Annotated in this window: 12 protein-coding genes and 1 pseudogene; 9 read left to right on the top strand and 4 right to left on the bottom strand. The window is 35.6% G+C overall.

Features of this window, described 5'->3' with window-relative positions; genetic code table 11:
* Positions 1-12: 12 nt before the first annotated feature.
* Complete coding sequence (gene acs / locus AC4PRO_RS16375) at positions 13-1,920, top strand: acetate--CoA ligase (protein WP_492118141.1); 1,908 nt, start codon at positions 13-15, stop codon at positions 1,918-1,920.
* A 111-nt stretch (positions 1,921-2,031) separates the two neighbouring features.
* Here the strand turns inward: acs and AC4PRO_RS16370 are convergent, their stop codons facing one another.
* The 4 genes from AC4PRO_RS16370 to AC4PRO_RS16355 form a co-directional block, all read right to left on the bottom strand.
* Entirely contained in the window at positions 2,032-4,929 is a 2,898-nt protein-coding gene (locus tag AC4PRO_RS16370; protein WP_492118140.1) for an alpha-amylase family glycosyl hydrolase, read from the bottom strand.
* A gap of 70 nt (positions 4,930-4,999) precedes the next feature.
* Complete coding sequence (locus AC4PRO_RS16365; RefSeq protein ID WP_074720865.1) at positions 5,000-6,145, bottom strand: SusE domain-containing protein; 1,146 nt, start codon at positions 6,143-6,145, stop codon at positions 5,000-5,002.
* Positions 6,146-6,168: 23 nt separating this feature from the next.
* Positions 6,169-7,776: a RagB/SusD family nutrient uptake outer membrane protein gene (locus tag AC4PRO_RS16360; protein ID WP_492118139.1), complete on the bottom strand. Its 1,608-nt coding sequence runs from the start codon at positions 7,774-7,776 to the stop codon at positions 6,169-6,171.
* Between the two features lie 37 nt (positions 7,777-7,813).
* A complete protein-coding gene (locus AC4PRO_RS16355; RefSeq protein ID WP_492118138.1) occupies positions 7,814-10,789 on the bottom strand; it encodes a SusC/RagA family TonB-linked outer membrane protein in 2,976 nt (991 codons plus the stop codon).
* Positions 10,790-11,027: 238 nt separating this feature from the next.
* Here AC4PRO_RS16355 and AC4PRO_RS16350 point away from each other — a divergent pair, with 238 nt between their 5' ends.
* From AC4PRO_RS16350 to AC4PRO_RS16315, 8 genes and pseudogenes are all read left to right on the top strand, one after another.
* On the top strand, positions 11,028-12,053 hold the full coding sequence (locus tag AC4PRO_RS16350) for a LacI family DNA-binding transcriptional regulator (RefSeq protein ID WP_074720861.1): 1,026 nt from the start codon (positions 11,028-11,030) through the stop codon (positions 12,051-12,053).
* A 364-nt stretch (positions 12,054-12,417) separates the two neighbouring features.
* Positions 12,418-13,947, top strand: a complete 1,530-nt coding sequence (locus tag AC4PRO_RS16345) for an MFS transporter (protein WP_492118137.1) — start codon at positions 12,418-12,420, stop codon at positions 13,945-13,947.
* Positions 13,940-14,596 (top strand): beta-phosphoglucomutase, encoded by a 657-nt coding sequence (gene pgmB, locus AC4PRO_RS16340; protein WP_074720855.1) that lies wholly within the window; start codon positions 13,940-13,942, stop codon positions 14,594-14,596. Before AC4PRO_RS16345 ends, pgmB begins: the two co-directional genes overlap by 8 nt.
* An 80-nt stretch (positions 14,597-14,676) precedes the next feature.
* Positions 14,677-16,992: a glycoside hydrolase family 65 protein gene (locus AC4PRO_RS16335; RefSeq protein ID WP_492118136.1), complete on the top strand. Its 2,316-nt coding sequence runs from the start codon at positions 14,677-14,679 to the stop codon at positions 16,990-16,992.
* A 214-nt stretch (positions 16,993-17,206) separates the two neighbouring features.
* Entirely contained in the window at positions 17,207-19,084 is a 1,878-nt protein-coding gene (locus AC4PRO_RS16330) for a glycoside hydrolase family 13 protein (protein WP_492118135.1), read from the top strand.
* Positions 19,085-19,135: 51 nt separating this feature from the next.
* Positions 19,136-20,800, top strand: a complete 1,665-nt coding sequence (locus AC4PRO_RS16325; protein WP_492118134.1) for an alpha-amylase family glycosyl hydrolase — start codon at positions 19,136-19,138, stop codon at positions 20,798-20,800.
* Positions 20,801-21,134: 334 nt separating this feature from the next.
* A complete protein-coding gene (locus tag AC4PRO_RS16320; protein WP_492118133.1) occupies positions 21,135-21,692 on the top strand; it encodes an NfeD family protein in 558 nt (185 codons plus the stop codon).
* A gap of 13 nt (positions 21,693-21,705) precedes the next feature.
* Positions 21,706-22,035 (top strand): annotated as a pseudogene (locus AC4PRO_RS16315) (SPFH domain-containing protein); the annotation flags it as partial.
* Positions 22,036-22,193: the final 158 nt, after the last annotated feature.

Below are 22,193 nucleotides of genomic sequence, written 5' to 3'. Positions count from 1 at the left end.
AACAAACAGATTATGAGTCGCTATAAAATTAACAATCTAGAAGAATACTTCAAAGAATATAAAAAATCAGTTCGTGAGCCAAGAAAGTTCTGGGACAAAATTGCTTCCGAAAACTTTACTTGGTATCAAGAATGGGATAAAGTCGTTGATTTTAATATGGCTGAAGCCGAAATTAAATGGTTTGTCGATGCCAAAGTAAACATCACTAAAAACTGTATTGACAGACATCTTGCCAAAAAGGGAGACAAAACCGCAATCATTTTCGAACCGAATGATCCTAGTGAAGAAGCATTGCATATTTCTTATAACGAATTGCACCAACGCGTTTGTAAAATGGCCAACGTATTGCGGGAACAAGGAATAGAAAAAGGAGACCGTGTTTGTATTTATTTACCAATGATTCCTGAACTAGCGATTACCACTTTGGCCTGTGCCAGAATTGGAGCTATCCATTCCGTTGTTTTTGCTGGATTTTCAGCATCAGCAGTGGCCACCAGAATAAATGACAGTGATTGTAAAATGGTCATCACCTCAGACGGTGGATATCGCGGGAACAAAACGATAGATCTGAAAGGAATTATCGACGAAGCATTAGTAAACACGCCTTGTGTTGCTAACGTATTAGTGGTAAAAAGAACCAACAGCACCATAAACATGCAAGAAGGACGTGACCAATGGTTACAACCACTTTTAGATGCAGCTTCAGATAATAATACTGCAGAAATCATGGATGCCGAAGATCCATTGTTTATTCTATACACTTCCGGTTCTACTGGAAAACCAAAGGGAATGGTGCATACCACAGCAGGGTATATGGTTTACACGGCCTACACTTTTAAAAATGTATTCAATTATGAAGAAAACGATATCTTTTGGTGTACTGCAGATATTGGCTGGATAACTGGACATTCTTATATTTTATACGGTCCTTTATTGAACGGAGCTACAACGGTAATTTTTGAGGGAGTTCCTTCTTATCCCGATTATAGTCGTTTTTGGGAAGTTATTGTTAAACACAAAGTCACACAGTTCTATACTGCGCCAACTGCTATTCGTGCTTTGGCAAAAGAGAGTTTAGATTTCGTACAAAAATACCAATTAGACACCTTAAAAGTAATTGGCTCTGTAGGAGAACCTATAAATGAAGAAGCTTGGCATTGGTACAATGACCATGTGGGTGACAAACGATGTCCCGTAGTCGACACTTGGTGGCAAACAGAAACAGGAGGTATTATGATTTCGCCAATTCCTTTTGTGACTCCTACTAAACCAACATATGCTACGCTTCCATTACCAGGAATCCAACCCGTATTAATGGATGAAAAAAGAAATGAAATAGAAGGCAATCAAGTAGTAGGTAGTTTATGTATTAAATATCCATGGCCAGGAATTGCCAGAACCATTTGGGGTGACCATAAAAGATATAAAGAAACTTATTTTTCTGCTTTTCCAGGTAAATATTTTACGGGTGACGGGGCTTTACGTGATGAAGTGGGCTATTACAGAATTACAGGTCGCGTAGATGATGTTGTTATCGTTTCCGGCCACAATCTAGGAACTGCACCTATTGAAGATGCCATTAACGAGCATCCAGCGGTTGCGGAGTCAGCGATTGTAGGATTCCCTCATGACATCAAAGGGAATGCATTATATGGTTTTGTTATTCTAAAAGAAACAGGGGAATATCGTGACAGAGAAAATCTAAGTAAGGAAATCAACCAACAAGTTTCAAACCAGATTGGGCCAATCGCCAAACTGGATAAAATTCAATTTGTATCTGGTTTACCTAAAACTCGTTCGGGTAAAATCATGCGTAGAATATTGCGCAAAATAGCGGAAGGTGATTATTCTAACTTTGGAGACACCTCCACTTTATTGAATCCAGAAATTGTGGAAGAAATAAAGAACGGTAAAATTTAAATTTTTTATTAGTTTTAATTTGTTGAGAAACTGCTTCATTTATGGAGCAGTTTTTTTGTATAAAAAAAGCTGCCTTTTGAGGGACAGCTCTTTCAGAAATCAAACCAAACATTATTCTTTTATGAATTTCATCACTTGAACTTCATTGTTTTCATTTAATGCTTTTACAATGTAAAGTCCATTGCTCAAATCACTTATGGCAAACGGAGCCTCTTTAGAATGAGTCGTATTAAAACTTTTAACTAATTGTCCTGCCATTGAAAAAACCTGAACTTGAGTAGTATTTGTATTTAACGTAAAATAATTAGAAGCAGGATTTGGATATAAATATATTCCAGACTCACCTTCGTAATTTGCTATTGCCAAAGAGGCTACTTTGTTTCCATAAATTCTAAAACCACCAGCTTCAACCGTAATGGCTGCTGTAGCATCCGTTACATTAATAGTCGAATTATCCATTAAATTATACCAAGTTCCCGTATATGGAAACCCAGTCGCTACAGCCTTAGCTGTCACATCAAAATTAGCAAGTACCAAAACATCTTTCAGCTGAGTGCTTGCAATAGCAGCATTTGTTATTTTAATAGTTTGTGATAATGATGAATTATTATTTATCATTGCAGTACCTGCAAAAACAGGCTCTGTTGTTTTCAAACTAATCATCCTTGCCCAATCCGTATAAATTTTATTTCTACCGTTGTTAGCTAACCAACTATTTGTCCACTGTGGTTGTGGTTTTGTATCTAACTTACAATCGCCAGAAATAGCATCTGATGGCGTATTTACCGTTCCATTATTACAACTAAATATAGAGGTATCCCATCCCAGTTCTCCAAAATGCCAAATCATTTTTGGCCCTGGAACCAATAAAGAAACGGCTCCAATAGCTGACATTCGTGACAAAGCAACATCTAATGTTTTTACATTATGCGCCGGGTTTGCACTATTTCCATACTGCACATTTTTATACATTAGGCGCTCTTCATCATGGCTTTCGGCATAACCCATCAACCTGTTCGCTGTAAATCCACGACTGGCGCTCGTCATTCCATAAATGTTTGCAGCGTAACCCATTGATAATTCATTAAAATTATCAGTCATTTTACCCCACATCATGATTCCTTTACCGATTCCGTCTGCATCACCAGAAACACGGTAATTAGCCCATTGTTGTTCTTCACTATTGGTTCCTAAATGTTCAAAAATAATATAGTGTGTTGGGTCCAGACTCCAAGAATAGTCAGCATACATTTTCAAAACGTCTACTCTATCTTGCTGGTACGCATTGGTACAATTATCTTGACCACCTGCAACACTTGAAGGACAGTTTTGAGTAAATCCTTTCGTTAAATCCCAACGGAAACCATCAATTTTAAATTCTTGAATCCATTGTTTTATCACTCGTTTTACATAATTCTGCGTTCCTAGCAACTGATGGTTAAAATCCTCACCCACATTATAACTGTGTTTAGCCTCGATATTGAAATAAGGATTTTCAACTGTTGGCGATCCCCAGCCATCACCGTCAGGATCATTCATCCACATTCTAACCATCGGGTTTCGCCCAAAAGCATGATTCAATGCAACATCAAGAATTACCGCAATTCCGTTTTGATGGCAAACATCAATCATTTCTTTTAGCTTACTTGAACTCCCGTAAAATTTATCTAAAGCCATGTGAAATGAAGTGTTATATCCCCAACTTTCATTTCCTTCAAATTCCATTACTGGCAATAACTCAATCGCATTAATCTTTAAATTCTTAAAATAATCAATTCTGTCAATTATACTTTGGTAATTTCTGCCTGCATCAAAATCTCTAACTAAAAGTTCGTAAACTACTAATTTTTCCTTCTCTGGTTTCACAAAATTTGTTGTTGCAGTACTCCACGCATAAGGCGTTTGTCCTGTTTGCAAAACCGTCACTTCTCTTTCTTGTCCTAAAGGATAGACAGGCATATTAGGATAACTTGCAGCTGGAATACCAGGATCATCAAACGGTGATAAAACCAAGGTAGAATAAGGATCTGCTGTTTTTACCAACGCAGGTGAATTAGCAATTGGAGTGGTTTTTCCTACCCAATACTGATACGTATAATTTACCCCCGATGTTAGACCCGTAAGTTCTAACCAAAATTTCCCAGATGTAGGATCTTTTTTCATCGAATAAGCATTAGTAGGTTGCCAGTTATTAAAACTACCAGCAACATATATAAAATCTTTTAATGGCGCATCAAGTACCAAAGTGGCTTTGGTAGCATCTGCAGTATTATAGTTAATTCCTTCCAATAAACCTGACGGAATAGTTTCTGAAACTGCACCAGGGTTTACAATGACTGTAAATTTCTTAACAAGAGTAGTTGATCCTTGCGTCACTTCAAGTTCATAATTTTGATTAGAAGTAATATTAGTATGGTTAAACGAATAGTTTGCACGACTTCCATTAGTGTTAATACTTATCCCATTTGACTTTAAGTTGTAACTAGCATTTCCACCGGTGTTATTTGCAGCAATATTTAAACTTCCTCCAGAAGTAATTATTGTCGAACTATTTTGTGAAGGAGCAGTCAGAGTTACTTGAAAAGCACCTACTTCTGCATATAAATTTTGGGATTTTTTATCTCCTGTACCATCTTTGGCTTTTATCAAAAAACCTATTCTACCTATTCCTGATCTATTATAAAAAGCAGTAGGGGTTATTGTTTTGGTATAAGTATCAGCAACACTATTATATATAAATTTATTAGCGTCATTTGCAACAGGCCATGTACCATTTGTGGGGCAATCTAAGCTATTAGCGTCATTGATATCATATGACCAAGTCCACAGGTACAAGGCATTTCCAGTTACTCCCCAAGTGGCTTCATTTATACTAATTCCATTAATGGTGATCGTGATTGCTGTTGTCTCTTCGAAAGTAGCTGGACTTATGCTGTAAGTAACTGCCTGTTGTTGAGCAAATGTTGCCATTGAACAAAAAAACAGTACTAAAAGTAATTTTTTTTTCATGGTATTTCCTTTTTACAAAAAAATAAAAAAAGGGCTATCCAGAAGACAGCCCTTTTCATATTTAAAAAAATTAGTTTAATGTAATCGTTTTATCAACAGTATTGATTTTAAAAATTCTTACTCCTGTTGTTCCAGTATATTTAAAATTACTGTCACCATCGCCGGCATTTTCTAACTCTGGCGAAATAGTGTATCCTGAGTTTGAATAAAAAGTAAAATTATTACTAGTACCCCAATTTCCATCATCAGTTCCGTCATTGCCTAAAAAAACTCTGAAAGCTGCTCCTGATTTTAGCGTAAGAGGTACCTCATACACGCCGTCTTTTATCAAACCTAATTCTGTTTCGCTGTTTCCAGACCAACTCCATCCTCCGGGAGTTGCTTCTCCAACTAACCAATAGGAATTTGCAGCGGTTTCTCCTTGAGACAGTGTAAACGTTTTTGCGTTTTGATCTATTTTGATACGATACATCCCCGGATTTCCATTGAATTTAAAGTTTGAATCACCATCATTAGCATTTTCTAAGTTTGAACTTATTTTATAACCTTGATCTACATAATAAAGATAATTTCTTCCTGAACCCCAATCTCCATTTGTAGTAAAGAATCTAAAAGTGTCATTAGCTACATTTACAGCAGCTACTAATACGTTATCATTACAAATTAATGTTAAAGGACTATTCCATCCCCAACCTGCAGAAACGATTCCAGCTCCAACAGCAAATTGATTTGGACAATTGTTAGCCACTGCGGGCTCATAAGCGTTAACCAAAATAGTTAATGGTATAGCAGAAATCATTTTTTCAGCACTTGCAACACTCGACATCACTTTAACATCATAAGATCCTAATTCTCCCGCAACACCACCTAATAGAGTTACGGCATCATTCAATTTTTTAACAGTAATTGAAACCTCAGTACCATTACTAGTTGTTGCAAGAACTTGAGCAGCTGTAAAGTCACCGCCTTTAACATCCATCAGTAAGGTGTATTGTACAACCACATTATTAGAATATTTTGCCGCAGACCAAACAAAGCTATCGGCATCCTGATCTTTATTCTCTTCCACCAAAACAAATTCTTTATCATTTTGAGGGGTGACCATCTCTGGAGTAGAAATAGACAAAAGAACGGGTCTGTTTTCTACATCATCACCAGTACAGGAGATGGCTAAAACACAAACAAAAGCGAATAAAATTTTACTTATATTTTTCATTTTATTATGAATTAATGGATTGATTAGTATCCTGGATTTTGCTTTAAAGTTGGGTTTGCTTGAATAACTCTTGCAGGGATAGGCATTAAATCTCTGAATGATTCTGTACTAGTCCCGTCTAAAGAACCACCTTTCCATTGCCAAATTTTTGTTCCTCCTGTGAATTTTCCAAAACGGATCAAATCAGTTCTTCGGTGACATTCCCAAAACAATTCTCTTCCTCTTTCATCCAAAATAAAGTCTAGAGTTACAGCTGAAGCTAAGATTTGTTGTCCACTTGCTCTTGTTCTTAATTTATTAATATAACCAACTGCAGTATTTATGTCTACTCCACTTGCTCCTCTTGCAGCACATTCAGCATACATTAAATAAACATCTGACAATCTAAACATGGGAAAATCAATATCTGGAACATCATTTCTTTGGGCAGCTGAACCATCCGCATTCTTATTAATAAATTTTGTGACAGCATAACCATCTGTAAAGGTCCCTACATTAGCAATATCTAAAGTCTGTCCCTCGGTATAAAAAGTTCCTCTTTTATCGGAAGTTGCAGTTGCATCTGGAAAAAGGGCAACAAACTCTTTACGAGTTCTTATCCCTTGCCATCCCCCGTCCATACCGCGTGCAGCAGGATCAATACTACCTCCAATAGAAGCGTGCATAATAAAACTCATTCCTCCTCCAATTGCTCTAATAGCATTACCGTCACCTACAATAGGAAAGATAACTTCGCTTTGCGCCCCATTACTATTATTATCAGCAGAAAACAAATGAGCATAAGGCACATTAGCAAATGTGTATCCTGAGTTATCAATGATATCTTTGCATAAAGCAGCCGCTTCATTAAATTTAGGTGTACCGGTATAAACTTGAGCATTTAAATAAACCTGAGCTAATAAAAATTTAGCAGCAGTTTTATCTATTCTACCGTATTCATTGCTTTTAGAAGCCAACAAGCTATTGTCTAAATCAATCAATTCTGATTCAACAAAAGCAAAAACTTCAGCTCTTGTTTTTTGTTCAGGATAAAAGAATCCTACAGGATCATTTTCTGTAGTAATAGGTACATTACCAAATAAATCCATTAAGTTGTAATAGGAGAAAGCTCTTAAGAAACGCGCTTCAGCTCTAAAAGTAGCAATTTCAGCCTTTAAGCCAGCATCAGCGCCTCTGGCTGTTAATTTTTCATCAGTCGTTTGTCTCAAAAATTCATTTGAAAGACTAATTTCATAGAATGCTCTTGAAAATGTTCCTGCCAAAAACTCATTAGCAGGAGACCAAGTTTGTGCATTCATCGTTGGCAAAGTTCCATCAGCCCAAGCAATAATTGCTTCATCTGTAGGTAACTCTTGCATTACAAAAAGTAATCGCAAATAACTACTAAAATCTCCTCCAATTCCGGCAATATCTGGAGATCCATCTCCATCATTACCCCCTACATACAAACCGGCATACATTTTTGCTAAAACTTGCTTATATGATGCTGGATCTTGAAAAAAGGTTTCTGATAAAAATTCATCATCATCCCCGGGCGTAACATTTAAGTCGTTCGTACACGAAGTAAGCGTCATATTTACTCCTAAAATGAATAGGAAAAAATAAGATATATATTTAAATGATATTTTCATTTTGTTTATTTTTAAATTTTTGTTTATCAGCATAGCATTAGAAATTGGCATTTACCCCAAATAAGAAAGTCCTAGCTCTTGGATACACATTATTATCAATTCCGTTAAATCTTTCTGGATCTAAACCATTATACTTAGTCAATATTAAAACATTTTGAACTCCAGCAGTAAACCTCAACGAAACCGCTTTTAATAGCGTTTTGTCAAAAGTATATCCTACAGTAACATTGTCTAGTTTTATGAAAGAAGCGTCTTTTACAAAATAGTTAGACAAATAACGCTGAGTTCCATTATCTTCATAGTTAAAACCAGTATTATAGTAATCTGAGCTTATATTCGATAAATCTGTTTGTCTTCTTAAACCTGCATCTGAATAGCCTAAATTAGAACTCACATTATCAAAAATGTAATTCCCTAAACTGGCTCTCCAGTTCATTGTAAAATCAAACTTTTTATACTGTAAAGTAGAAAACAATCCAAAAGTGTAGTCTGGTGCTGGTTTATGATATCTATAACGATCCTCTACATCTATTTTTCCGTCTTGATTTCTATCCACATAAGCACCTTGAATTGGTCTTTTGTTGGCATCATATAATTGCTCATACACTAAAAATGAATTTGGTGCAAACCCTACTGAATTAATTTGAATTTTATTCCCACTACCCCCAGCAATATTGTCTCCTGATAAGTAGCCTTGAAAACCTGGAACTGTAATTCCTAAATTAGAAATTTTTTGATCAATAAAAGTAGTATTGAAAGCTAAATTCCAAGTCAAATTATCGTTTTTAACAATATCAGACTCGATACTAAATTCCACTCCTTTTGTTCTAACGCTTCCCACATTGAAGAAACCTTGATTTCTCAGGTTAGCCCCGTCAGGAACTGCAATATCAGCTAATAAATCAGTTGATTTTTTGTCAAAATAATTAATAGATCCAGTTATCCTATCGTTGAAGAATCCATAATCTAAACCTACATTTTTCTCGGTCAATTCTTCCCATTTAATATTTTCATTATATCCTTCTGGCCTAGCAGTTGAGTAAATGGTGTTCCCAAAAATATATTGTGAATTAATTGTACCAAGAGTTACTCTTCTTAAATAATCGTATTGAGCAGATATATCTTGCTGTCCCGTTGTTCCATAACCTACTCTTAATTTTAAGTTAGACAAGGTTTCATTATCTTTTAAAAAGGCTTCATCAGATAAATTCCATGCAAAAGCTGCTCCTGCAAAATTCCCCCATCTGTTTGCTTCAGAAAAACGGGAAGTTCCATCTCTACGATAATTCAAAGTCAATAAATAGCGACTATCATATCCTAAGTTTAAACGTCCAAAATAAGATTGTAAGTTAATATCCGGATCAGTGATTACATCTTCATTAGGATTAGGTTGTCTCGTTTCTCCAGATTGATAACGCTCTTTTTGAAACAATTGGTAGTTATAACCGGCCGTTGCATCCACATTAAATTTACCTACTTCTTTAGTGTAATTAAAATAAGCATTTAAGTTTTTATTTTGAAGTGCGTCTGTATAAGTCGAGTAATTCCCTAAATTCACATAACCTGAATCAGTAAATGCTTTTGGTTGGAATCCTAAAGCACTTTGCGTACTCACTTCTGTAGAACCACTACTATCAAATCTATCAATTCCTGCCTCAACAACAGCTCTCAAATCTTCAAAGAAATGAAGCTTATAATCTAATCTCACATTTCCCCATTTTCTAGTAGAAGTAGCGCTACGCTCATCTTGATTTAATCTTGCCACTGGATTTCTTGCTGGCAATAATGGTAAGTTACCCGTAGGGTCTAACCATTCATAGTATCCTCCATATCGCGAGTTAGCCTCATAAACAGCTTGTGTTGGATCAAATCCAATTGCGCTTCCAATAACGGCACCTTCGTCTTGAAATCTATTTTTACCAAAAGATAAATTCCCGCTAATGTCAATTTTTAAGTGGTTATCCAATAAAACTGGGTTTAAGGATAATGATGTGGTCGTTCTTTCGAAAGAAGTGTTTTTAAGAATCCCAGGATTGACAACATTACCAACGGATAATCGTACAGGTATTTTGTTAAACAAAGCACCACTTGCTGATATATTGTTAGTACTAGTCAAAGCAGTATGAAAAATTTCATCTTGCCAATTTGTACTAGAAGTCCCTAACAACGCCTTTTGAGCCGCTGACCCTTTCTCATTAACAAAAGTACGAAATTGATCTGCGCTTAGAACATCAACCGTATTTGCTACTGTACTTACCCCAGTTTGCGAACTAAAACTCACTTTTACGCGACCTTTTGTTCCTTTTTTAGTCGTAATTACAATTACACCATTTGCTGCTCTAGAACCATAAATTGCAGCTGCAGAAGCATCTTTCAAGACGGTAAAAGACTCGATATCATTTGGATCAATAGTAGACAAAATACTAGTTGAACCAGAAGGCACGGTATTACTTAAAGGCAAACCATCTAAAACAATTAATGGTTCATTTGAAGCACTCAATGAAGATCCGCCACGAATACGAATATCTGCTTTAGCACCCGGTGCTCCACCGCCTATTACAGTAACCCCAGAGATACGACCACTAATTAAGCTTTCAGGAGTTACATTTTGTCCTTTATTAAAGTCTTTTGCTCCAATTTGAGAAACTGAACCAGTTGCATCTTTTTTCGTAACGGTACCGTAACCCACTTGGATTACTACTTCACTTAATAGATTTGCATCTTCTTCTAGTGAAACCGTTACTGATTTTTGAGCATCATAAGTAATGACTGTGTTTTTATAACCAATGTAAGAAAATACGACTTTATTGCCTTTCTTAGCATTAAGCAATTGAAACTTTCCATCAAAATCAGTTGAAACGCCATTTGTGCTACCTTGTACATTTACATTTACTCCTGGAATGGGCTGTCCTGATATTTTGTCAAGAACAGTTCCACTAAGCGTATTCTGAGCCAGAATACTAAAAGGAAGTAACAGTACTAAAAATAACAACTTTTTATAAATTGTTTTCATACTTTTTGTTTAAATTAAATTGTGTTTTGTGATGTGTTTTTAACTTTTAATTCTACTTCGAATGTTAAATCTATGTAAATTTTCTTGCATTCGACAAAGAGGTTGTTATATTGGTTTACGAAAACGTAATAGTGTTGAAAACTTTCTACATTAATCAATTAATCAAGGGTTAAATTGCCATTAATAAAAACAAAGCCTATCTTTATTACGAAAATAATTTATTTCAAATAGTACCAATATGAAAAGGAAAGTAACGCTTAAACAAATTGCAAAAGAACTTGACGTTTCAATTTCAACGGTTTCAAAATCACTTAGAAATAGCTTAGAGATAGGAGAAGAAACTCGACTAAAAGTGCAGGCTTTTGCTAAATTTTACAACTACAGACCCAACAATATTGCCCTAAGTTTAAAAAATCGAAAAACGAAAACAATTGGTATTATTATTCCAGAGATTGTTCATCATTTTTTCTCCACTGTGATCAATGGAATAGAACATGTTGCCAACGAAAATGGCTATAGTGTCATCATCTGTCTCTCTGACGATTCGTTTGACAAAGAAGTACGAAACATGGAAATGCTCGCTAACGGTAGCATAGATGGTTTCATTATGTCCTTATCAAAAGAAACCCAATTTAAAGGGGATTACCACCACATTTCAGAAGTAATCGATCAGGGAATGCCCGTTGTAATGTTTGATCGAGTTTCGGATGAAATCCTCTGTGACAAGGTTATTATTGACGATAAACTCGCTGCTTATGAGGCAGTACAAAGTTTAATTGATAAAGGAAGAAAAAAAATAGCCCTTGTCACTACTGTCGATTATGTAAGTGTAGGCAAGCTAAGAACCGATGGTTACACAAAAGCATTATTAGACAATGGACTGCCTTTTAATGAAAAATTAATTATCAAAATTGAAGATGTCGATACCTGCGAAATCATTATTGGTAAACTCCTTGAAGACAAAGCAATCGACGCGGTTTTTGCCGTAAACGAACTCTTTGCCGTCACCAGTATCAAAGCCGCAAACAAAATAGGACTGAATGTACCCAAAGACCTGGCCGTTATCGCTTTTACAGATGGAATTATCTCAAAATATTCTACTCCTACTATTACTACCGTAAGTCAAAGCGGTGTGAAAATGGGAAATCGGGCTGCAAAAATGCTGATCGACAGACTAGAATCAGAGACGGAACAGGAAGAAGATGAAAATTATACGACTGAAGTAATTGAGACCCATCTCATCGAAAGAGAATCTACTAATTAAGATTAGTGCTACAATGTTAGAAACACGAAGTAAATAAAACACAGATAAACTTCACTGAAGAAAATAATACAAAATCTTAACTCATGAAAAGCGATTCATTGCAATCTAACCGCTAGACTTACTGATTACATTTCTTTCTTTTTATCTCGAAGGCATCACTTCTACTCTCCTTATTCTGACCTTTTTTCTTATATAATTCAGTACTACAACCTTGTAGTTAAAAAACTTGCTTTTTATTTGCATCCAAAAAACTGAAAACTGAAATAAATTTTTATATTTACCCATCAAATCTTTTACTTTTACTTCGAAAACAAGTTGAGTTTTGATAAGCATAGCGCTTATCGTTAATATATAAATTACGATAATGGAAAAGCGTAAGTTAAGTTTCTGGCAAATTTGGAACATGAGTTTCGGGTTTCTGGGAATTCAAATGGGTTTTGCCTTGCAAAATTCGAATGTCAGTAGGATATTTCAGACTTTAGGTGCTAATATTGATGACATCCCTATTTTATGGGTCGCCGCTCCTATGACTGGATTAATTATCCAACCTATAATTGGTTATTTTTCAGATAGGACTTGGACAAAATTAGGACGTAGAAAACCTTACTTTTTAGCCGGTGCTATTTTAGCTTCAGGAGCATTATTTATAATGCCCAATTCTCCTGTTCTATGGTTTGCGGCTGGAATGCTTTGGATTATGGACGCCTCCATCAATGTTTCAATGGAACCCTTTCGTGCCTTTGTTGGAGACAACCTTCCGGAAAAGCAACGTACCATGGGATTTGCCATGCAAAGTTTTTTTATCGGAATTGGCGCTTATTTCGCATCAAAACTACCTTTAATTTTCACTCATTTAGGCGTTCAAAATACCGCTCCGCTGGGTATCATTCCAGATTCTGTTAAATACTCCTTCTATTTCGGTGGAGTTGTCTTTATCGCAACGGTGCTGTGGACTGTTATCACTTCTAAAGAATATTCTCCTGAAGAACTGGAGGCTTTTGAAAAACACAAAGAAACCACATTCATAAAAGAAGAACATTCTGCCGAGTGGTTCATTACTAATGGAAAATCCCATTTGTCTAAAGGAATTTTATTCCTGATTGTAAGCGTATTATTTTCAGTATTGATTTTTCATTATCACTTAAAGAAAGATTTATATGTTTTATCACTCGGACTTATTGGTTTGGGAGGATTAGCGATGTTAGTGTCTGGTATCATGCAAAAAAACAACAATACCGAAAATGGCTTTGTAACCATCATGAATGATTTCCAGTTCATGCCAAAAATAATGAAACAATTGGCATGGGTTCAATTTTTTTCTTGGTTTGCGCTTTTCTCCATGTGGATATACACGACACTAGCGGTTACACAGCATATTTACGGCACAACAGATACTACATCTGAGGCCTATAATACAGGTGCGAATCAAGTAGGTGAAATGTTTGCCAATTATAATTTAATTGCTGCAATTGCCGCTTTTTTACTACCGCTATTAGCGAAATATACCAGTACAAAATTCACCCATTTTATTGCATTAGTATGCGGTGGCCTAGGTCTTATATCGATTTATTTTATCCAGGAACCTACGGCGTTTACAATGGAATGGCTTCCAATGATTGGTGTTGGAATTGCTTGGGCCAGTATCCTGTCTATACCTTACGCCATGTTATCTGGATCATTACCTTCTAACAAAATGGGCTATTACATGGGAGTTTTTAACTTTTTTATCGTAATCCCTCAATTAGTAGCTGCATCCATTTTAGGGTTTTTAGTTTCTAAATTTTTTGACAGCGAACCTATTTATGCACTTTTAATTGGCGGAGCTTCCATGATTCTTGCCGGAATTATTTCTCTAACTATTAATGACGAATCAAAAATTATAATAAATGACTAAGAAAGCATTCATCTTCGACCTTGACGGAGTAATTGTCGACACCGCGAGATATCATTTCTTAGCGTGGCAAAAAATTGCAAATGAATTACACATTGATTTCACATTAGAACACAACGAGCTATTGAAAGGCGTAAGCCGCGTACGCTCTCTTGACATCATTTTAGAACTAGGCAAAGTAAAAGCTTCGCAAGAAGACAAAAACAGATGGCTAATTCAGAAAAACGAAGAATACCTCACGTACTTAGTCGATATGGATCAAAGCGAATTATTACCTGGTGTTTTAACAATGCTACATTACTTGAAAGAAAAAAACCAACCGATTGCTCTAGGATCAGCGAGCAAAAATGCAAGGCCTATTCTAGAAAAAACAGGAATCAGACATTATTTTGATGCTATAGTAGATGGGAATGATGTGACCAATGCAAAACCAGATCCAGAAGTTTTCTTGATTGCAGCTAAACTAGTAGACGTAAGTCCCGAGAATGCAATTGTTTTTGAAGATTCTGTAGCAGGAGTTCAGGCTGCCAATATTGGAAAAATGACTAGCATCGGAATAGGAGAGGAATCCATTTTATATGAAGCAAAATACATATTTAAGGATTTTACCCACATAGAAAAAGGCTTTATAGAAAATTTAATTAGTAAATAAAAAAACAAGAATCAAAAATTATTTAGATCAAGCATAAATACCGCACTCTTTAAATTTTTGAACCTTTAAAATATAAAATAATGAACCAAGATTACATAAAACCAGACAATTGGTCCATCATTGAAGAAGGATTTGATGTAGAAAGCGTAAAGTCATCGGAAAGTCTTTTTAGCATTGGTAATGGTGCTATGGGGCAACGCGCCAATTTTGAAGAAAATTATACAGGTGAAACCTTTCAGGGAAGTTACATCGCAGGAATATATTATCCGGATAAAACCAAAGTGGGATGGTGGAAAAATGGCTATCCAGAATATTTTGCCAAAGTTTTAAATGCGCCAAACTGGATTGGAATCGATATTGAAATAAATGGTGAAAACTTAGATTTAAATACCTGTACAGCCGTTACAAACTTTCGTCGCGAACTGAATATGAAAGAAGGTTGGTACAACCGTTCTTTTGAAGCAACTCTTAAAAATGGCACCCAAATCGCGGTCAATATTCGTCGTTTCCTTTCAATCGTTTTAGACGAAGTAGGAATCATAAACTATGAAATTACTCCTTTAAATAAGGATACAAAAATAATTTACAAACCCTATATTGATGCAGGAGTAACCAATGAAGACGCTAACTGGGATGAAAAATTCTGGGAACCTCTTGAAGTGAAAAAATCAGGAAATGAAGGTTTTGTAACCGCTCAGACTTTCAAAACGCATTTTGAGGTCACTACTTTCATGCAAAACAGCATTTTAGAAAATGGGGTAAACGTTCATATTTCGCCATCATCAATCGATACCACTTCAGATAAAATTCAGTTTGAATATGATGTCATTGTAGGAAAAGGTCAAAAATCATCTATCCAAAAAATTGGAGGACACACTGTTTCTTTAAATCATAAAAACACACTTTCTGCTGCTGAAAAAGCAATACAATCTGCTTTAGCTTTAGGCTATGCACAATTATTAGAAGACCAAAAAGAAGCTTGGTCAAAAATCTGGGAGATGTCTGATATTACCATTGATGGTGACGTAAAAGCACAACAAGGAATTCGTTTTAATATTTTTCAACTAAACCAAACCTATTTAGGAAAAGACAGCCGATTGAACATTGGACCAAAAGGATTTACTGGTGAAAAGTACGGAGGATCTACTTACTGGGACACTGAGGCTTATTGTATTCCTTTTTATATGGCTACAAAAGACCAACAAGTAGCACGTAATTTATTGACCTACCGTTACAATCACCTTGAAAAGGCAATTGAAAATGCGCAGAATAATCTTGGATTCAAAAACGGAGCTGCTTTATATCCAATGGTGACCATGAATGGGGAAGAATGCCATAATGAATGGGAAATCACACATGAAGAAATTCACCGAAATGGCGCGATCGCTTTTGCTATTTTCAACTACTATCGTTTTACCGGTGACTACTCTTATATCCCCGAAAAAGGATTGGAAGTATTAATTGGAATTGCTCGTTTCTGGCATCAAAGAGCTAATTTTTCGAAAGACAAAAACCAATATGTAATCTTAGGAGTTACAGGACCCAATGAATATGAAAATAACGTAAACAATAATTTCTACACTAATTATATTGCAAAATGGTGTATTGACTATACCTACGAACAAATTCAGAAGGTTTCATTGGAATTCCCTTCTGATCACAAAAGAATTATCGAAAAAACAAAACTCGCCGACTCAGAACTACAGCAATGGAAAGCAGTGGCTGATAACATGTACTTTCCAGTTTCTGAAGCCTTAGACATATACTTACAACAAGACGGTTTTTTAGATAAAGATTTAGTTCCAGTAAAAGATATGGATCCGGCACAAAGACCAATTAACCAAAAATGGTCTTGGGACCGAGTATTGCGTTCCCCATATATCAAACAAGCTGATGTTTTGCAGTGCTTTTATTTCTTTGAAGAGCATTTCACTAAAGAAGAATTGAAACGCAACTTCGAATTTTACGAATCCTTTACCGTTCATGAAAGTTCACTTTCTCCCTGTGTACACTCCATACAAGCCGCCTCATTAGACAAGATGGACATGGCTTATACATTCTACTTAAGAACCTCCCGTTTAGATTTAGATGACTATAACAAAGAAGTGGAAGAAGGCTGCCACATCACGTCAATGGCTGGAACCTGGATGAGTATTGTTGAAGGTTTTGGCGGAATGCGCGTGAAAAATGACACCCTTTCTTTTTCTCCAAAAATTCCAAAACAATGGAAAGGCTATTCCTTTAAAATCAATTTTAGAAATCAAATTATAAAAGTAGCAATCACGCATATCGAAACTACTTTTTCAGTAGACGGAACTACAGACTTGGCTATTGTAGTAAATGGAAAAAATATTACCGTATCGCCAAACAGCCCGATTGCCGTAACTCAAAACTAATTGTAAAGAACTGTTAGAACACTCTTTCGATTAATTATAAACCAACTATGGTTAACACGCAATCCCAATATTCATTGGGATTGTTTAATTGATTTAAGTTGTACTTCAAGACCTGATACCAATAAAAAGAGAATAACGCAAGCACTTCAAGTAGTGACATCCACAACTTTAATTGTCTGAAAAAAATCTAATCGTAATCATTATGTGCTTAAATATGAATAAATTTACCTCGATTTCACTGGGAAACATATCTTTTTTAAAAATCATTCCCATAATCCTTTTTTTTATGTCTCTAACCATAAATGCACAAATCGATAGGGTCGAACCTCCCTTCTGGTATGCCGGAATGTATAATCCAGAAGTACAGATTATGTTTTATGGTAAAAATATAGCGCAATATGAAGTCACCGCTTCTAATTCAATTGCCATAACCGAACTGAAAAAAACGGAAAACCCGAATTACTTATTTGTTACCATTAACACTAAAAATGTTGCTGCTACCGAAATCATCTTTTCGTTCAGAAATAAAAATCAAATTGCTTTTACACACAAATACAGCTTAAAGAAAAGAAGAGAAAAATCAGCAGAGCGTAAAAGTTTTGACGCATCAGATATGATGTACCTTATCATGCCCGATCGTTTTGCTAATGGTAACCCTAAAAATGACAGCAATAGCGCAACTGTAGAAAAATACAATCGTGATCTACCCGGAGGAAGACACGGTGGAGACATTCAAGGGATAATAAATAACTTAGATTATATTTCCTCTCTTGGAGCGACTGCAATTTGGAGCACGCCTCTTTGCGAGGACAACGACAAAGCGTTTTCGTATCATACCTATGCGCAATCTGACGTCTATAAAATTGACCCTCGTTATGGGACTAATGAAGACTACGTGCGATTGGCCTCTGAGATGCATAAAAGAGACATGAAACTAGTAATGGACTATGTTACTAATCATTGGGGAATTGAACATTGGATGATGAATGATTTACCCACACAGGATTGGATTCATCAATTTGAAAACTATACCCAAACAAATCACAAACGCTCAACGATAAGCGACATTAATGCTTCTAAAATAGATACTGAAATCTGTCTTGATGGTTGGTTTGTTCCATCCATGCCTGATTTAAACCAATCGAATCCTTTGGTACTAAACTACCTCAAACAAAATGCTATTTGGTGGATCGAATATGCAAATCTAGACGGCTTCAGAGTCGACACTTATAACTATTCTGACCCCGCTGGAATTGCATCTTGGACAAAAGCCATCACTGATGAATACCCTAATTTCAATATTGTAGGGGAAATATGGATGCACGATCAAGCCCAAATGGCTTATTGGCAAAAAGACAGTAAAATTGGTGCTATACAAAACTACAATTCGTACCTCCCAAGTGTTATGGATTTTACTTTACACGATGCCATTGGTACTGTTTTCAATGAAGATGACGGAAGTTGGGACAAAGGAATGGTAAAAGTATATGACAATTTCGCTAATGATTTTTTATATCCAAATATCAATAGTATTATGGTTTTTGCCGAAAATCATGATACCAACCGCATCAATCACGTCTATCAAAATGATTTTAGAAAATACCAAATGACCATGGCTTTAATAGCTACTGTCCGCGGGATTCCACAATTGTATTACGGTAGCGAAATAGGAATGGGCGGAGATAAAGACAAAGGAGATGCTGACATACGCCAAGATTTCCCCGGAGGCTGGATAGGCGATGAAAACAATGCTTTTACGAAAGAAGGCCGTACTTCATATCAAAATGAATATTTTGACTTTACATCTAAATTGTTCCAATGGAGAAAAACGAATGAAGCGGTACATTTCGGAAAAATGACGCACTACATTCCTGAAAACAACGTCTACGTCTACTTTAGATATACTGATAAAAAAACGGTTATGATTATAATGAACAATAGCAACGAGAATCAAACGATGAATACCGCTCGTTTTAAGGAAAATATAAAAGAGTTCACAACGGCCAAAAACGTTTTAACAGACTTGACTTTCCAAATCTCTACCGAAATTAGCTTGGAAGCAAAGTCGGTTGTAATTTTAGAATTAAAATAAACATATCAAAACAGATGTAACAAATACATCTACAAAATCAGTTCAACAATAATGAAAAAATATACCAGCCTACTTCTACTATTAACTCTATCTTTTTTTGTGAGTTGCACAACGACTCAATCAGTTTCTCTAAAAAAACCAAAGAAAAAAGTGCCCTTTGTTTGGGAAGCAGCTTCTGTCTATTTCTTAATGACAGATCGTTTCAATAATGGAGACAAATCAAATGACCTCAATTTTGACAGAACTAAAACCGCTGGAAAACTGCGTGGTTTTGAAGGAGGCGATATTAAAGGAATCACAAAAAAAATTGACGAAGGCTATTTCGATAAATTAGGAATCAATGCCATTTGGTTTACACCAATAGTGGAACAAATTCATGATGCTGTAGATGAAGGAACTGGATTAAGCTATGGCTTTCACGGTTACTGGGCTAAAGATTGGACGGCTTTAGATCCCAACTTTGGAACAAAAGCAGACTTGGCTAACTTAGTCAAAAAAGCACATGCTCACGGAATCAGGATTGTGCTGGACGGCGTAATTAATCATACTGGCCCAATTACAGATACTGATATTGCCTGGCCAAATTACTGGGTGCGCACCAGCCCCGTTTGTGATTATAAGAATTACCAAAACACTACGGAATGTACTCTAGTGGCCAATCTTCCGGATATTAGAACCGAGAGCACGCAAAACGTTGACCTCCCTCCTTTTTTAATCGAAAAATGGAAAAAAGAAGGACGTTACGAACAGGAAATGACAGAATTAGACGCTTTCTTCAAACGAACTGGCTATCCAAAAACGCCTCGTTATTATATTATAAAATGGTTAACAGATTATATTACTGAATATGGAATTGACGGATACCGTGCCGATACGGTAAAACATACTGAAGAAAGTGTTTGGGCTGATTTCAAAACCCAAAGCGATTATGCTTTCGCCACTTGGAAGAAAAACAATCCAACAAAAGTATTAGACAACAATCCTTTTTACACCATCGCCGAAGTTTACAATTATAATATCAGTGCTGGTAAGAATTTTGATTTTGGAGATAAAAAAGTGAACTATTTCGAAAATGGTTTTAACAACATGATCAATTTTGAGTTTAAATATGATGCCCAAAAAGATTATGAATTTATATTCTCAAAATATTCTACAATTCTAAATGGCGAATTGAAAGGATATAGTGTTTTGAATTATTTATCATCCCATGATGATGGTGGCCCATTTGACGCCAAAAGAACTAAAAGCATCGAAACAGCTACAAAACTATTACTTTCTCCGGGTGTTGCTCAAGTGTATTACGGTGATGAAAGCGCTCGCTCTTTAGTAATTGAAGGAACTCAAGGTGATGCAACCTTACGCTCGTCCATGAATTGGGATGCCATTAAAACTAATCCACAAACTAAAAAGACTCTTGCACATTGGAGAAAACTGGGGAAATTTCGTAAAAACCACCCTGCTGTAGGTGCTGGTGGACACGCCGAAATTTCAGCGCAACCCTATACTTTTTCAAGAACGTATTCTAAAGGAGCCTATAAAGACCAAGTCTTCGTTGGATTAGATTTGCCTATCGGTAGAAAAGTCATAGAAGTATCAACTGTATTCCCAGATGGAACCCGACTTAGAGACGCCTATTCTGGTAAAATCGTTGAAGTCAAAAAAGGCCAAATTAAAATCAAAACTGATTTTGACATCGTACTATTAGAAAAAAGATAAATAGTTATATTCTTTTAGGATATGTTTAGAATCGGATGAATTACTTACCTATCACTGCTTAAAAAACCCATTCGACCTTAATTATAAAGAAGTCTATTTTTATACAAAAACACTCTTTTAATACAATTATACTTGTTCATTATAGAACAAGCGTAAAGTATAAAGGAGTGTTTTTTTTCATTAGGTCTTGCAGTAGATTTGCATCCCTAACATAGCTTTGACAAACATTTAATTTAAGATCTCATTGTAATAATTCACAGTCATTATTTTTATTTCTATCCCGCTGTAACTTTTTGTAAAGTTGTCGTCTAATTAGCACAACTAAACCTTAATTATGGAATTTTTAGAAAACTACGAACCCTTGCTCAAAGCTTTCTGGTACATTGCGCTGCCTATAAGCTTATTTTTTGGACTCCAAACCATTATGACATTTATTGGTTTAAGTGGCGGAGAAACTGATATGGATTCTGACACTGGAGATGCAGATCTACCGTTTGACATTTTCACTTTACGCAACTTAATCAACTTTTTACTAGGATTTAGTTGGACTGGAATTTCGTTTTATAATTCAATAGAAAACAAAACGATATTGATTATTGTTTCCGTTTTAGTTGGATTACTATTTGTCGCCATTTTCTTCTTCTTAATCAAACAAATTTTAAAACTATCTGAAAACAATAGCTTTAATCTTGAAAACACGCTAGGCAAAACTGCACAAGTCTACTTAACTATTCCCGAGTCAAAATCAGGAAAAGGAAAAGTATTAATTAGCGTAAATGGAGCAATTCATGAATTAGACGCCATGACTCTTTCAACTGAAAAAATCCCTTCCAGTACTGCCGTGAAAGTAGTTGCCATAGAAAACAACTTATTAATTGTAGAAAAAAATTAAATTAAACTAAACCATGACTGAAATTATTATTATTGTTGTTGCCGTATTTGTTGTTTTTGTAACCTTTCTAACGCTTATTTCTCGTTACAAAAGATGTCCTTCAGATAAAATTCTTGTTATTTATGGTCGTACAGGCGGAACTTCTGCTAAATGTATACATGGTGGTGGTGCTTTTATATGGCCCGTTGTTCAAGATTATCAATATTTAGATTTAAAACCTCTATCTATTGATGCCAATTTAACGAATGCATTATCGCGTCAAAACATTCGTGTCGATGTTCCTTGCCGTTTCACCATAGCTATTTCTACTGAATCAGAAAGTATGAATACCGCTGCAGAACGTCAGGCTGTGAAAAAACTCCGTTTTTGAATTAATTACCGCAAAATCTATCGTTGTATAACTCAATATAGACACGCTAAGCAAGCTTATTTTTTATGCTGCAATTGCTAGGTTCAGCCCGAATAAGTCGTTAAAAAGCCTTAAATAAACCCTTTTAAAAA

The sequence above is a fragment of the Flavobacterium sp. DW-iso2 genome, assembly GCF_058725285.1.
This window is presented reverse-complemented; position numbering and strand designations above follow the sequence as displayed.

Coding starts and splice junctions, on each gene's coding strand:
- AC4PRO_RS16360 (WP_492118139.1), bottom strand. CDS start 7,776: ATGAAAATATCATTTAAATATATATCTTATTTTTTCCTATTCATTTTA.
- acs (WP_492118141.1), top strand. CDS start 13: ATGAGTCGCTATAAAATTAACAATCTAGAAGAATACTTCAAAGAATAT.
- AC4PRO_RS16355 (WP_492118138.1), bottom strand. CDS start 10,789: ATGAAAACAATTTATAAAAAGTTGTTATTTTTAGTACTGTTACTTCCT.
- pgmB (WP_074720855.1), top strand. CDS start 13,940: ATGACTAAGAAAGCATTCATCTTCGACCTTGACGGAGTAATTGTCGAC.
- AC4PRO_RS16335 (WP_492118136.1), top strand. CDS start 14,677: ATGAACCAAGATTACATAAAACCAGACAATTGGTCCATCATTGAAGAA.
- AC4PRO_RS16330 (WP_492118135.1), top strand. CDS start 17,207: ATGAATAAATTTACCTCGATTTCACTGGGAAACATATCTTTTTTAAAA.
- AC4PRO_RS16370 (WP_492118140.1), bottom strand. CDS start 4,929: ATGAAAAAAAAATTACTTTTAGTACTGTTTTTTTGTTCAATGGCAACA.
- AC4PRO_RS16365 (WP_074720865.1), bottom strand. CDS start 6,145: ATGAAAAATATAAGTAAAATTTTATTCGCTTTTGTTTGTGTTTTAGCC.
- AC4PRO_RS16325 (WP_492118134.1), top strand. CDS start 19,136: ATGAAAAAATATACCAGCCTACTTCTACTATTAACTCTATCTTTTTTT.
- AC4PRO_RS16320 (WP_492118133.1), top strand. CDS start 21,135: ATGGAATTTTTAGAAAACTACGAACCCTTGCTCAAAGCTTTCTGGTAC.
- AC4PRO_RS16345 (WP_492118137.1), top strand. CDS start 12,418: ATGGAAAAGCGTAAGTTAAGTTTCTGGCAAATTTGGAACATGAGTTTC.
- AC4PRO_RS16350 (WP_074720861.1), top strand. CDS start 11,028: ATGAAAAGGAAAGTAACGCTTAAACAAATTGCAAAAGAACTTGACGTT.